Here is a 14,495-nt window from a genome sequence, read left to right as displayed (position 1 = left end):
ACAGGGTAGACTATAGGAAACACAACACATGGGGTGAATAATCATATGGCCAACAATACACATACACATTCGAGCACCCTTTCCAATGCGAAAGTGAAACGGAGAAGTTCGATTGCACAAATACGTGAGGACCTGATCGGATATGCCTTCGTTGCACCGATGGTGCTCGGACTATTTGTTTTTACTTTATTTCCAATTATTGCGTCCTTCTTCCTCAGCTTCACGGATTGGAACTTTGTTGCCGGTTTTTCCAAAGTGAAATTTCTCGGCTTAGATAACTTTATCAAGCTTGTGCACGATTCCGTCTTCCTCTTATCCCTGAAAAACAACATGATATTAATGATTGTCGTTCCTTTAACACTCATCATTTCGCTGCTTCTAGCGGTCGTTATCGATAAAAAAATCTATTTGAAGGATTTCTTCAAAGTTATTTATTTTATCCCTTATATTTCTAGCGTAGTTGCGGTAGCGATCGTGTTTCAGGTGTTATTTCACCCGACGTACGGTCCACTTAACCAAATTTTGATGGATCTGGGCGTTGCGAATCCGCCAAAATGGTTGGCTGACCCGGATGTTGCCTTGTATTGCGTAATGGGACTTATGATTTGGATCTCTATCGGATATAACATGATTATTTTCATGGCTGGCTTGCAGTCCATTCCCAAAGATCTTTATGAGGCAGCGGATATCGATGGTGCTTCCAAGTTCAGACAGCTTATGAGCATCACGGTGCCTCTTTTATCGCCAACAACCTTCTTCCTGCTAGTAACGGGGATTATCGGTACCTTTAAAGCGTTTGATGTTATTTCCGTCCTCACAGGCGGCGGACCTGCGAACTCCACGACTGTAGTCGTTTATCGTCTATACGAAACAGCCTTTGTTAACCTGCAATCCGGTTACGCCTCCGCTATGGCAATTGTACTTCTGTTCCTTGTGCTTCTGATTACACTTGTACAATGGCTCGGACAACGTAGATGGGTGAACTACTAAGAGAAGGAGGAATACCTCGATGGACAAGAATCAGAAGTTTAAAAAAATAGTTCTTACATTACTAATGCTTGTCATTGGCATACTATTCATGTCGCCGTTCCTCTGGATGATCTCCGCTTCCATGAAGCCGGAAGCCGACGTGTTTGCTTATCCGATTCAGTGGATCCCTAAACATTGGAATGTCATTGAAAATTATAAAACAGTATGGGAAACTAAGTTTTCGTTATACTATTGGAATTCCATTAAGGTTTCGGTATTAACAACGGCATTATCTGTCTTACTTTCTTCTATGGCTGCCTATGCCTTCTCGAAGATCAAATTCCGCGGTCGTAACGCGCTCTTCGTGCTTATCCTGGCGATCTATATGATCCCGAGCCAAGCTATTCTCGTTCCGCAGTTCTTGCTTTTCCGTTGGATCGGGTTGTTCGACAGCCACTTTGGTTTGATTCTATTAGGTTCATTCTCTGTTCTTGGAACATTCATGCTTCGTCAGTTCTATCTTGGTATCCACGATGAATATATGGAGTCAGCCCGGATTGACGGTGCGGGACACATTAGAATTTTCTGGTCGATTTGTACACCGCTTGTACGCCCGGCTATTGCTACGTATGCGATTCTGCGTTTCATCTGGACTTGGAACGATTACCAGAACCCGTTGATTTTCCTAAGAACAAAAGACTTATTCACGCTGCCGCTAGGTATCCGGTCTTTCGCCGACTTGAACGGTGAGTTCTACTCGCTAATCATGGCTGCATCGGTATCCGCCATCGTCCCACTTCTAATCATTTTCATCATCGGACAAAAGCAGGTTATCGAAGGTATTTCGATGGGTGGCGTGAAGGGTTAATCCAAAAAGTCAAAATAAGAGTGCATGAGGTTAAAATAGTGCCTCGTGCGCTCCACGGAAGTTTGTTACGATCGGTCATGTAAAGGTTTTCACACAAATCAAAGCTCACTTGGAGGGGTTCCTATGAAAAAGAGTTTACTAGTATTAAGCGGTGTGCTTGCTATCAGTGCTGCACTTGCAGGCTGCGGTAATAAAGCCGAAACACCTGCTGCAGATAGCGGTACTGCGGGCGGAAAAGGTCCTGTTACAATTAAAGTACAAGGTTGGTACACCGAAGCGCAAGGGAACTGGAATGCAACGGTTGATGCTTATAACAAGACACACCCGAACGTAAAAGTTGTCTATGAAAGCATGTCCGAGAAAGGCGATTCCCAAGAAGGCATGAAAAAACTTGACCTTCTGGCTGCTTCCGGCGAGCAAATGGACGTTGTGATGTATTCCAGCGCATCCGACTTCGCTCAACGCGTAGGCGCAGGCATCTTGGAGCCGCTTGATGATTACCTGAAAAAAGATAACATTGTTGTCAAAGACGAGTACAAGCTTGATCCAATTGTAAATGGTAAATACTATGCGTTGCCAGGTAAAATGATTGAATGGTTCGTCCTCCTGAACAAGGACAAGCTTGATGAAGCTAAGCTTCCTGTTCCAACAGAATGGACATGGGATCAATATGCAGAATACGCTAAGAAGTTGACCAAAGGTGAAGGTGCTTCGAAAGCTTACGGTTCCTACTTCCATAACTGGAAAGACTACGCACTGCTTGGTTTGAACAATGACATGGAGAACCCGTACCTGGTGAAATCCGATGGCACGCAGAACATCGACAATCCGAAAGTTCGTTACTCCCTTGATCTTAGAAACAAAATGGAAAACGTAGATAAAACATCCGTTCCTTACTTTGAAGTTGTATCGCAAAAAATGGCTTACCGTGATGTGTTCTACGGCGGTAAAACAGCAATGCTAGCTACAGGTAACTGGATGGTTGGCGAGCTTTCCCTGAACGCGAAATTCAAAACGGTGTTTGCTCCATATCCAAAGTTTGACGCTAAAGATCCAAATGGTCTGACAGAAGTAGGCGCTGACTTCATGGGTGTTGCTGCGAACTCCAAAAACAAACAAGCAGCTTATGACTTCGTAAAATGGTACACAACAGAAGGTATTCAAACACAAGGTCTCTTCTTCTCCGCATGGAAAAAAGCCGATGTTGAGAAAAACGTTGATGCGATTTTGAAAAGCGGTAAACCAGAACAAGTTGCTATGATCGATAAAGCGTCCTTGCTTGCTACTTTGAAAGTGAACAAAGCTACCAAATTGGTTGTTCCTCCAACTTACGCGCTGCAACAAGAAAAAGAATACTTAACGCAAGTTGAGTTGTTCTTGACAGGCAAACAAGATTTGGAGAAAACGATCCAAACAGCGAAAACGAAAATTGAAGACATCCGTAAGAGCAACGCGAAGTAAGAAGTAACGGAACGCGCAAGATTATTGCTATAATGAAAAGAGGAGGCCCTAGGCTCCTCTTTTTCCCATTTCCAAAGGTGCATTCGAAAGGCAGGAGAACGTTGTGCCGGGTTGGCTTCGCAGGTTATCTTTACGCAATAAATTGGTGCTGACGATTCTGGTTTGTCTCGTTCTGCCATCGGTTGTTTCCATGAATGTCTCCTCCCTGTTTACAAGAGATGCGGTAAGAACGCAGGTGACAGACTCTTCGCGCGAATCGATGCGGATCGTGAGTCAAATTGTGAATGGCCAGATCAAAAATATGATTTATGTGATGAACTTCATTCAATTTGATGAGGAATTGCAGCCGTCTATCCGGGAATTAGGCAGAGCGAATGAGACAACGGATAAGGGAGATGTGCTGCAATACAAGCAGACGATAGCGAAAAGAATGTCAACGGTGATCGATTCCTTCGGAAATCTGAGCGTGACGGTTTTGCTGCCCAATAAGGAGTACGTCGCCTCCTATACGACTTTTGCTTTTAATCCGACGGATTTTATGAGAAAAAGCTGGTTTAGCGCCGTTGAACAAGTTTCCGGCTACAATGTATTGTGGATCGGCGCTGAGCCCAATTACAGCGAATCCACGAATCAGCCGTATTTGCTGTCGGCAGCCAAACCGCTTCGCAAGAACGATATCACCTACGGTTATGTGATTGTTGGTCTGGAGCTTCGCTTGCTGCAAGACCTTTTCAACCAATATCAAAATAATGAATCGATGGTGATCATTGATGAACAGGGACGCATTCTGGTCGATAAAGATTCCACGACGATCGGTACGAAATTCCCTTATTATGATCAGCTACCCAGGGAGGATGGCTCATCTTTCGTGAAGGTGGCGGGAGAAGATTATATTCTGCTCAGCAGTCATGTAACGCCGGAGTGGAAGCTTGTGAATATGAGTTCCTATAAAACAGCCGCACAGAAGATTGAGTCATTTCGGAAAACAGATTTTCTCATTCAACTATTTTTTCTGGTCTTATTTGCCGTTACTCTACTGTATATGGTGCGCACACTCACCAAACCGATTGCGCGGCTTGTCCAAACGGTTGTCCGGATTGAATCCGGTCAACTCGGCGAACGTTCGAACATTAACGGTGTGGATGAAGTGGGCCGGCTGGGGTACGTCTTCGACCGCATGATTGATCGTATTGAGCTAATGATTGAGGAAAATCGCCGTGAGCAAGAACTCAAGCGCATGGCGGAGCTGGCGATGCTGCAGGCCCAAATTAATCCGCATTTTCTGTTTAATGTGCTGAATTCCATCCGTTTGAAAATCATGATGAAGGGGGATTCCGAGAACGCGGAATTGATCTCTTCCCTATCGTCGCTCCTGCGGATGACCATTAATCGAAATAACGAATATATTCCGCTGCATGAGGAAATTGAGATCATCGAACATTACGTTCGACTGTTGAATTCCAGGCATGGAGATCGAGTGAATCTTCGTATCTCGGCGGCTTCCGATACGCTGCTTATAGAGATCCCTCGGTTTCTGCTGCAGCCGCTCATCGAGAATGCCTATCTTCACGGGCTAAAAAGCAAACCTGGAGAAATCACGATTGCCTCCAGAATCTGTGAGGATGGACGGCTTCAGCTTGAAGTCAGAGACTCGGGCGTCGGCATGACAACGGAACGTTTGGAAGAGCTTCGCACACATCTTGTGACGCGGCCGACGAAGCATCACCATGCTTCGCGAAGCCCATCTTTATCTGGTATTGGTTTACAAAATGTATTAGAGCGCCTTCGAATCATCTACGGCCATCGTTTCGATTATGAGATCGCAAGCGGGCCAGATCAGGGAACGCAGATTGTTCTGCGCTTTCCGCAGCAGACAGGAAAGGAGGGCTAAGCATGTATACAGTCATGATTGTGGATGATGATTTACCTGTGCTTGAATTTTTGAGTTCAGCGATCAAATGGGAGGAACTGGGGTTTCGTTTAACAGGGGCCTTTGAAAATCCTCTGGAAGCCTTGGAAGCCGGACGGCGGGCCAAAACCGATGTACTGATCAGCGATATCGGCATGCCGGAAATGAATGGGCTGGATTTAATCCGCTCTCTCCGTGAGGGAGATCCTCATGTGAAGGCGGTCATTCTTTCCTGCCATGATGATTTCCACTATGCGCAAAAAGCGATGAAGCTTTCGGTGAGCGAATATATCCTGAAAGAAACGATGAATATCAGCAACATTTCGGAGGTGCTTGGCAGGCTGAAGGAGCAGCTGGATGCCGAGGATCACGTACTGTCGAAAAGCCGCAAGCTCGAAAAGGAGGCCGCGCTGCATCGCAGCTCGTCCAAGCGCCATTTTATCCGAAGTACGGTCAATGAGCCGTTGTTTGATTCGGAGGAATGGAGCCAGCAAGCGGAAGGGTTCGGACTGCGTCTTGGGCAGCATGGCGTACTGCCGGTTTTCGGGTACGCCAACCGGGTGAAGGAGGCGAATCAGCGCTTCCAATCCAAGGATTTATTCGATTACACGATCCAAAATATCATAGAAGAGCTGCTCGTCGATCAGAAGGAAGTTACGTTGTTTACGTACGATACGGGCGAGATTGTATTGCTGTTCCCGCAATATGGCAGCATGCATGTCAACAACGGCCAGAAGGTCGAGCAGACGCTGCGACATTTGCAAAGCTGTTTGCAGCAATACGCGAAAGTGGCGTTCTCGTTCATAACGGGAAGTCCGGCCAAGGATGTGCGCTCGTTGAAGGAGCAGCTGAAGCGGATGGTAGAAGGGCGAAGCTCGCGATTCTACCTGCCGGAAAGCTCCGTCATGAAGCTGGAGCATGTTCGGGAAGGCTTCGGAGACGGGGGATTGCTGCTGGCTGAGTACGCCCAGACGCTGGATGAGTTCCGAAGCGTGGTGTTTGATGAGCGTTCCGATCTGATCGATCTGTACGTCTCGAAGTGGATCGATTTCATCGGGTACCACCGGTTTCACCCTATGGAAGTGAAGGAATGGCTGCTGAAGATGATTCTCGATGTGCGCATGCGGCTCAAATCGCTGCAGCATTACCAGTCGACGTTTTCATCCGAGCTCTTGCATCATGATGTGCATGAACTGTCGTCGGTGCGAGAGCTGGAATTATGGCTGAAGGATTATTTGCAGCAGGCGATTCAGTGGGCGGGGCAGGTGTACCGCGAGTCGCACAACCGCGAGATTCTCGAGTGCCAGCGGTTCGTCTACAATCATTTGCATATGAAAATATCGCTCGAAGACGCGGCGGCGCATCTGCACCTTCATCCGAGTTATTTGAGCCGGCTTTTCAAGAAGGAAACCGGTGAGAATTTCGTGGAGTACGTGACGCGGATGAAGATGGAGAAAGCGAAGGAGCTTTTGGAAATCACGGATAAAACCGTGGAACAAATTGCCGACATGCTCGGCTATGAGAATAAAAATTATTTCGGGAAGCTGTTCAAAGCGCACACGGGGACTGTACCGAATGCGTTTCGTGGGCAGACGAAGGGAGCTCAGCCGACGTCATAAAGTAGATGGCGCGAGTAGGCGCGTCTGACTTATATAAAACCTGACGGATTAACCCCGTCAGGTTTTTGTTTTAGCTACTTAGCTCACCAACTCGGCATATAGCCAACATTCACCTCATCAGCTCATCATGTTACCAACGCCCACCTCACTGTGTCATCATATAGCCAATACCCCATTTCACCAGCCTGATCAGCTAAAACAAGTTGAATAAACTAGCGAGAGTTTCGCTAAGGTTTCATGGAGGGAACTGGAGTCCCTTATTAAAGAGAAAACTAGTAGTTTCCTTTCTGAAAGGAACTGTGGGGTCTTATCTGGCCTCCATGGCACGTTTTCTGGTTGAAATCGCCAAAATAGAGGACCGTAGTTCCCCCAGCAGGCAGAATACGTGCCTTTTCGGTAGAATAGCGCCCTGTAGTTCGCATAAAAACGCTAGAACTATTGTGAACTTACACAAATTTCCTTAACTTTACAAAAAAAATGCACTATCCCTTTTTGAACCATGGTAAAATTAGGGGCGGTACTAGGCTTGTCACATTGATGATAAGGGAGGAATTTGTAATGGGTACGAGAGCGGGATGGAAAGCAAAAGCGGTAAAAGCAGCGCTGGCTTTAACAGTAGCGCTACCTCTACAAGTGCTGGCTACAAGCAGCTGGCAGGCAGTTATGGCGGAAGGGCCAAGTGATCCGGCTCCATTCATTGAAGCGAAAGTAGTCAACGAAAATGCAGGGAAAAAGGTGCTGTTCGACAACACGCATGAACAAACCGCTGGGGCTGCGGATTGGGTTATCGACGGGGCTTTTTCAGATTTTGGAAACGCGTTAGCAAATAACGGCTACTATGTCAAAGAACTGCGTAAAACAACACCCATCACACTTAGCGATTTGAGCGGTTATGACGTTTTTGTCGTAGCTGAGTCTAATGTACCTTATAAGACGAGCGAACAAGCGGCTTTGGCACAATATGTACAAGGCGGTGGAAGTATCTTTTTCATCGGCGATCACTACAATGCAGATCGCAACAAAAACCGTTGGGACGGTTCGGAGGTGTTCAACGGCTACCGTCGTGGGGCGTGGACGAACCCTGCCAGCGGCATGAGCGCTGAAGAAAGCGCCTCATCAGCGATGCAGGATGTAGCTAGCTCGGACTGGTTAGCGACGCAATTCGGTTTGCGTTTCCGCTACAACGCATTAGGCGATATTAATGCGAACCAAATCGTGTCGCCGCAGCAGTCGTTCGGTATCACCACAGGTGTATCCAGCGTAGCGATGCATGCGGGTTCAACGCTGGCGATCATCGATCCGACAAGGGCCAAAGGAATCGTGTACTTGCCGCAAACCAATGAGGCTTGGGCCAACGCAGTCGATCAAGGTGTTTATAACGGTGGCGGCGTGGCGGAAGGCCCTTTTGTTGCCATAGCCAAGTCAGGTGCGGGCAAAGCCGGATTCATCGGCGATTCCTCGCCGGTGGAGGATGCGACACCGAAGTATTTGCGTGAGGATACAGGCGCGAAGAAGACGACGTATGACGGTTTCAAAGAAGTGGACGACGGCGTCCTGCTTGTGAATATGGTGAATTGGCTGGCGAAAAAAGAAAGCTACACGAGCTTGTCGGAAGTAAGCGGCCTGCAGTTGGATCAGCCGACGGCGCTGCTGCCTTTTGAGACGCCGGCTAATTCTACAGAGCCGCAGCCGGAGCCTTGGGCGGCGCCTAATGCCGGCTACAAATGGTATGACCGCAGCACGTTCAAAGCGGGCTCCTATGGCGGTCCTGCTGCGACAGCTAGCGCAGCATACAGCTTCGTGCATCAAGCAACGCTGCCGAATGCCGTGGACTTCCCTCTGCGAGTTGTCGTAGACAACCTGCCTCCGTCTACAACGGTTACGGGGTTCAACGTTGGCATTTATTTGGTTAGCGGCGGCACACAAATTGCGATGGTTCAAAATGCGGACGGCACATGGCCTACCGCATACGGATATAGTACGCAGTTCAGCGTGACCTCGGATATCAACGGCCATGCAACGAAGGATTTGATGGTTCGGATTAAGCCGGGAACGACGGCTGCGGCGAATTTACGCCTGCGTCAAGCGTCTACGAACCTGAAAACCGAGAGCGTTACCCTGGGCAACGTACCTGCGGAGTCTTTGCCCGAAGAGGAAAACCCAATCCCGGCGAAGATCAATATCTCCGATGCTCGGAGCAAAGCAGCCGGCACCTTGGTAACGGTGGAGGGTGTTGTAACGACGGAGCCTGGGGCTTTTGGCGGTCAGGCATTCTACTTGCAGGATGAAACAGGCGGAATTTACGTGTTCCAAAGCCTGAGCGGTTTTCATCAGGGAGATAAAGTGAAGGTTACAGCATCTACGGCTGTATTCAATACGGAGCTGGAGTTAGCAGATCCAGTTGCTATCGAAAAAACAGGCGCAGCGGCATTACCAACACCAATATCTGCAGCAGCAGTAACTAATGACAATCAAGGACAATTGCTAGAGCTTAGTGATGTTACCGTGAGCAATATCATCAGCGCTACGCCGGCAGGTTCTTTTGAATTTGATGCTGTAAAAGGTTCAGTGAGCAATCACATCCGTGTAGATGTAAGAACTGGCTTAACCCTGAGCTCGTTCCCTTACCAAGCGGGACAAACGGTAAACATCAAAGGTGTTGCTGCTATTTTTAAAGGTGTATTCCAATTAAAACCAAGAGGCTTAAGCGACTTTACGGTTGCAGCCGATACAGCAGCACCTGTTACGACTGCCTCCTTATCAAGCGCAGCGAATAGTGAAGGCTGGTATAAGGAAGATGTGACCGTAACGTTGTCGGCGGTAGATGATACGGCTGGTGCTTTAACAACGAAGATCAGCTTGAACGGCGGTGCTGCGGTTCCTTATGAGGCGCCAGTCGTGATTCAAACGGAAGGTACGAATACAGTGGCTTACTCCTCGACAGATGCGGCAGGGAATGAGGAAGCTGTAAAATCCTTGCAAGTAAAGCTGGATAAAACGGCTCCAACGGTCGTGTTAACGCAGTCGGGTCAAGCAGTTGGAAACGTTACGGATGCTGAAACATTAACATTTGTGTTAGCTGGTACAGATACACTTTCAGGTATCGCCGAGATGACGTTGACGTTGGATGGCGCTGCCATCAGCAGCGGTCAATCCATTGCAGCAGGCAGTTTGACGCAAGGTGCACACACAGTGGCCTACCGCGTTGTCGATGCAGCGGGTAATGTAACGCAAGCGACTATACCATTTAATGTGAGCGCGAAAGTAACGCTTAGCCAAGCGACGCTTTCGGCGAATACGACTTCGCTCAAGCCGGGCGAAACAACAGCTACGCAAGTAGCGGGTGTGTTAAGCAACGGAGCAGCGGCTGATCTTAGCGGTGCTGCGATTGTATATAACACAAGCAATGGTGCTGTAGCGACTATTGATGCACAAGGTAAAGTGAGCGCGGTGGCAGAAGGTACTGCACAGTTAACAGCAGCAGTTACTTTAAATGGAATAACGGTGCATACAGGCGCTGTAACTATCACGGTTGTGAAGCCATTGTCCTTAGGGGCGCCAGGAATGCCTGTGTTGTCGGACAATAGCGGCCAAGCAACCGGCTTGAAAGACGGTAACTACACGGTGACCATGAACATGTGGTGGGGCAATAACGGATCTGTGTTCAAATTGTACGAAAATGGCGTGCTCATTAAGACGCAATCGCTGACGGATGCATCTCCGGCTGCCCAAACGGCCAAAGTCGAAGTAAAAGGCAAAGCCAATGGCACTTATACGTATACAAGTGAGCTTATAAATTCTTTTGGAACAACAACAAGCGCTCCGTTGGTTGTGAAAATTACGGATGCAGCACCTGGCAAGCCTGTCCTTTCTCAAGACAATTGGGATGGAGACGGCAACTACAAGGTATCGATGAACATGTGGTGGGGGACGAATGCCACGGAGTACCGTTTGTATGAAAATGGTGTTTTGATCGAAACGAAGGCGTTAAACGCAGCTTCGCCCAGCGCTCAAAGCGCGGTGAGCACGATCGCGGGTCGCGCTGTCGGCGTGTACGAATACCGCTGCGAGTTGGTTAACGCGGGTGGCGTTACTTCCAGCGATAAGCTGATTGTGAACGTGACGAAGTAAGGAGTCAGTGTGATAGAGCCCCTAACATCCCCAAGGGTGTTGGGGGCTCTTTGCGTTCACAAGGGGTGTTTACCCCTTATTTATTGTTACGCGCCGAATGTGCGTGTCACGCTAAGAAATCATGGTTCGGCGTTTAACCGCCTTGCCGCTAAGTAATTCAATTTGCTCTGTATGACCGTCTTGCGCAATGTAGCCATACCGCGCTGTATCAACGCATCCCGTCACGGCCCCTCGCCCTCATGCCTACGTTGCACTTTGTACAGCATAGAACAGCTTCAAGCCCCATCACTCCGCTCTTCATTGCACAAATTACAATGAATTCAATCAAAATAGCGTGAAAACCGCTATACTCGGCCTTTTACGTTGTACTTTGCACAACGTAGACGGCAGCAGTGGCCGAATTGAGTCCTCTATATTGCATTAAGTGCACTCTAGAGAAGGCATTGGCGTTGTTTCGTCCTATCTGGCAAACGCGTTCACCCTGAAGGAGCGACAAGTCGTTTATCATAAAAAACGCCCCTGATCCATCTTAAAGATGAATAGGGACTTTCTTCGCCGCATTAGCTCTTAGTATAGCGGGTGGGCAGTGCTCTGGTTATTGCTTTTCACACTAGACAAAATCTAAACGCAATGTTAGCTTAATTGAACTACTAAATGAAAGTTGTGATCAAAATGTCCAACCAACTGGCTTCCCAAGCCGGCATGACAACAGGCCGCTACAGCCGATTATGGATCGTGCTCGTGCTCGGATCACTAGCGTCCTTCGGGCCGCTCTCGCTGGATATGTACCTGCCGGCACTGCCGAATCTGGCCGGCGATCTCCATACCAGCACCTCACTCGCACAAATGAGCCTCACCGCCTGCATGCTGGGACTGTCCATCGGCCAGCTCATCGCAGGATCTGTCAGCGATGTGCGCGGTAGACGCGCGCCGCTGCTGATCGGATTGATCCTCTACGCGATCTCTTCAATTCTGTGCATGTTTGCGCCGTCCATCGGCGTTTTCCTGGGCTTGCGATTCGTGCAAGGCTTGGCGGGAGCCGCCGGGATCGTCATTTCCCGCGCGATCGTGCGCGACATGTACGAAGGCGTGGAGCTGACGAAGTTTATCGCGCTGCTGATGCTGGTGAACGGGGCTGCGCCCATCCTTGCGCCGATTGCAGGCGGGCAGATTCTGCAGTTCACAACATGGCGCGGCGTGTTCCTTGTTCTAGGTGCCATTGGCGTGCTGATGCTGCTAGCTGCAACGTGGGGCTTGAAGGAAACGCATCCGCCGGATCGCCGTTCCAAGGGCGGCCTCGCCAACACGCTGCGAACGTTCCGCGGACTCCTCACAAACCGCATGTTCATGGGCTACGCGCTGACACAAGGGCTCGTCTTTGCCGGCATGTTCGCTTATATTTCCGGCTCGCCGTTCGTGCTGCAGGAGATTTACGGCGTTTCCCCGCAAATATTCAGCGTTTGCTTCGCCGTTAACGGGCTTGGCGTCATCCTTGCCGGTCAAGTGACGGGCAAGCTCGCTGGCAAAGTAAGCGACCATCGCTTGCTGGCAGGAGGGCTGGCCATGGCCGCTTTTGGCGGCCTGCTGCTGCTCGTCGCCGTTCTGATCGGGGCAGGGCTTCCGGCCATCCTAGTTGCCTTTTTCTTCATCGTTTCCAGCGTAGGCCCTGTCTCCGTGGCCACTTCCTCACTTGCTCTGCAGAGTCAAGGGAAAACGGCGGGGAGTGCTGCGGCGCTGCTGGGACTGCTATCTTTTATCATCGGGGGCCTGATTGCTCCACTTGTTGGTCTTGGCGGCAGCCAGACTGCAGTACCGCTAGGCATCATCATTGCTTGTATGGAGATAGGGGCCATTCTCTGTTTCGTAGGCATGACAAAGGGCAGAAAGACAGCGTAAACTTTTTGACGGAATGAGCTGTGACTTCAAATTTTTTTCACAATTGTCCGATATACTGAAGAAACTTAGACCAATTCATGAAAAAGGTGGAGTTACAGGATGAAGCTTATTCACAAGAAAGTGCTGGTCAGTACGCTCGCAGCAGGACTACTTATTGGCGGTGGCCTTGCGCTTCAGCATAACCAGGTATTCGCAGATGAGACGAGTACGGTAACGCCTGCACCTCAGAAGGACAAATTCAAGGATAACCATCATAAAGATTTTCGCGGAGGTTTCAATAACCAAGGTCACGGGCCGGCCAAAGGCGGATTTGAATTCGGCAAAGGAGGCGCCATCGATTTCGCTGCCGTTCTTGGGATTGATCAGGCTGTGTTGAAAGATGAGATCAAACAAGGTAAAACACTGGTACAAATCGCTCAAGAGAAAGCGAATCTGACGGAAGATGCACTTCTGGCCAAATTAACGGAAGCTGAGACTAAGAAGATCGATGATGCAGTTACAGCCGGGAAATTGAAGCAGGAGCAGGCCGACAAAATGAAATCTGGCTTAGCGGATCGCTTGAAAAAAATGGTCGAGTCCAAACCGCGCACCATGGACTTCAAAGGCGCGCAACCGCATGGAGGCATGATGCCGGGCGGAATGTTCGGCAATTCCGCTGAAATCGCGACGATTCTGGGGATCACGGAAGATGAGCTTGCTGCACAGCGCAAAGCAGGGAAGTCTCTGGCTGAAATCGCCCAAGATAAAGGCATTACTGAGGATCAACTGATCACAAAGCTGAAAGATCATTTAACGGATGAGCTGAAAAGCTTCGTTGAACGCAAAGGCGGAGTACCTCCGATGAAACCAGGTTCGGGTCATGAAGGTTTTAAATTCAAAGGAAAACCAGGTCATCCGAAAGCACCAGAGTCAACAGCAACGCCAGAACCGTCAGCAACACCACAATAAATCAAAGAAAGGTTGCCTCTATCGATCTCTGTGACCGATGGGGCAACCTTTTTATACGTTCAAATCCCCGTCTTTAAACGGTTTCGCCATTTAACTAGCAGGATCCCCGCCAGCACAGCGCACGCGCCAATCATCGCATAGATCAAAAATTTCTCCACCCACATGAAAATCGCCTGCCACTGTTCGCCGAACAGGTAGCCAATGCCGAAAAAAGCGACGACCCATAAGGCAGAACCTGTGAAAGCATACATCGCAAAAACCCGGAATGGAATGCGAATGATGCCTACAAAGTAGAAAATAAACTGCCTGATCCCAGGTATAAAGAAGCTGAACAGAAGCACTTTATTGCCAAACTTTTCGTAATAGCTCCGTGTCTTGTCCAAATGACTGGGTTTCAGGAACAGCAGTTTGCCAAAACGCTCGATAATCGGCATCCCCAGCTTATACCCAATCCAATAGGTGATCGACATACCGATGGTCGAACCGACCCAGGCGGATAACATCGCCGGCGCCCATCTCAGCACCCCTTTATAGGATAAATACCCTGTATAGGTCATGGTTGTATTGCCAGGAGGGATCGGAAGCGCGATAACGTCAAGCGGCAGCCCGAGCAGCAGGACCAAGTAACCGTATTGGGCAAATAGTTGTTCCACTAATCCTAGAAATTTCACTGTGAGTTCGCTCCTTCTTTCTC

The 14,495-nt window shown here is 49.0% G+C and carries 9 protein-coding genes; 8 read left to right on the top strand and 1 reads right to left on the bottom strand.

The features are described 5' to 3' along the window. The first annotated feature begins 45 nt into the window (after positions 1 to 45). The 8 genes from PCH02S_RS25210 (at position 46) to PCH02S_RS25175 (ending at position 13,801) form a co-directional block, all read left to right on the top strand. Positions 46 to 990: a carbohydrate ABC transporter permease gene (locus PCH02S_RS25210; RefSeq protein ID WP_127456871.1), complete on the top strand. Its 945-nt coding sequence runs from the start codon at positions 46 to 48 to the stop codon at positions 988 to 990. A 19-nt stretch (positions 991 to 1,009) separates the two neighbouring features. Continuing rightward, positions 1,010 to 1,837 carry a carbohydrate ABC transporter permease gene (locus PCH02S_RS25205; protein ID WP_127456870.1) on the top strand — a complete coding sequence of 276 codons (828 nt, stop codon included), beginning with the start codon at positions 1,010 to 1,012 and terminating at the stop codon, positions 1,835 to 1,837. Positions 1,838 to 1,960: 123 nt separating this feature from the next. Beyond that, positions 1,961 to 3,298, top strand: coding sequence for an ABC transporter substrate-binding protein (locus PCH02S_RS25200; protein WP_127456869.1), 1,338 nt, complete (start codon positions 1,961 to 1,963; stop codon positions 3,296 to 3,298). 103 nt (positions 3,299 to 3,401) lie between these two features. Next, complete coding sequence (locus PCH02S_RS25195; RefSeq protein WP_127456868.1) at positions 3,402 to 5,189, top strand: cache domain-containing sensor histidine kinase; 1,788 nt, start codon at positions 3,402 to 3,404, stop codon at positions 5,187 to 5,189. Between the two features lie 2 nt (positions 5,190 to 5,191). Then, positions 5,192 to 6,826, top strand: coding sequence for a response regulator transcription factor (locus PCH02S_RS25190; RefSeq protein ID WP_127456867.1), 1,635 nt, complete (start codon positions 5,192 to 5,194; stop codon positions 6,824 to 6,826). Between the two features lie 558 nt (positions 6,827 to 7,384). After that, the gene (locus PCH02S_RS25185; RefSeq protein ID WP_127456866.1) at positions 7,385 to 10,957 is read left to right on the top strand and encodes an OmpL47-type beta-barrel domain-containing protein; all 3,573 of its coding nucleotides are present in this window, start codon (positions 7,385 to 7,387) and stop codon (positions 10,955 to 10,957) included. Between the two features lie 672 nt (positions 10,958 to 11,629). Further along, on the top strand, positions 11,630 to 12,853 hold the full coding sequence (locus tag PCH02S_RS25180; RefSeq protein WP_127456865.1) for a multidrug effflux MFS transporter: 1,224 nt from the start codon (positions 11,630 to 11,632) through the stop codon (positions 12,851 to 12,853). A 99-nt stretch (positions 12,854 to 12,952) separates the two neighbouring features. Next, a complete protein-coding gene (locus tag PCH02S_RS25175; RefSeq protein WP_127456864.1) occupies positions 12,953 to 13,801 on the top strand; it encodes a hypothetical protein in 849 nt (282 codons plus the stop codon). A gap of 59 nt (positions 13,802 to 13,860) precedes the next feature. Here PCH02S_RS25175 and PCH02S_RS25170 read toward each other — a convergent pair whose 3' ends face one another. After that, entirely contained in the window at positions 13,861 to 14,472 is a 612-nt protein-coding gene (locus PCH02S_RS25170) for a DedA family protein (RefSeq protein WP_127456863.1), read from the bottom strand. Positions 14,473 to 14,495: the final 23 nt, after the last annotated feature.

Source organism: Paenibacillus chondroitinus NBRC 15376 (assembly GCF_004000765.1).
Classification (GTDB): Bacteria; Bacillota; Bacilli; order Paenibacillales; family NBRC-103111; genus Paenibacillus_E; species Paenibacillus_E chondroitinus.
Note: the sequence above shows the minus strand (reverse complement) of the source record. Positions and strands in the feature narration are given on the sequence as shown.

What these genes read in the sequence shown, in the direction of transcription:
- PCH02S_RS25210 (WP_127456871.1), top strand. Translation starts at nt 46, where the DNA reads ATGGCCAACAATACACATACACATTCGAGCACCCTTTCCAATGCGAAA.
- PCH02S_RS25205 (WP_127456870.1), top strand. Translation starts at nt 1,010, where the DNA reads ATGGACAAGAATCAGAAGTTTAAAAAAATAGTTCTTACATTACTAATG.
- PCH02S_RS25200 (WP_127456869.1), top strand. Translation starts at nt 1,961, where the DNA reads ATGAAAAAGAGTTTACTAGTATTAAGCGGTGTGCTTGCTATCAGTGCT.
- PCH02S_RS25190 (WP_127456867.1), top strand. Translation starts at nt 5,192, where the DNA reads ATGTATACAGTCATGATTGTGGATGATGATTTACCTGTGCTTGAATTT.
- PCH02S_RS25185 (WP_127456866.1), top strand. Translation starts at nt 7,385, where the DNA reads ATGGGTACGAGAGCGGGATGGAAAGCAAAAGCGGTAAAAGCAGCGCTG.
- PCH02S_RS25180 (WP_127456865.1), top strand. Translation starts at nt 11,630, where the DNA reads ATGTCCAACCAACTGGCTTCCCAAGCCGGCATGACAACAGGCCGCTAC.
- PCH02S_RS25175 (WP_127456864.1), top strand. Translation starts at nt 12,953, where the DNA reads ATGAAGCTTATTCACAAGAAAGTGCTGGTCAGTACGCTCGCAGCAGGA.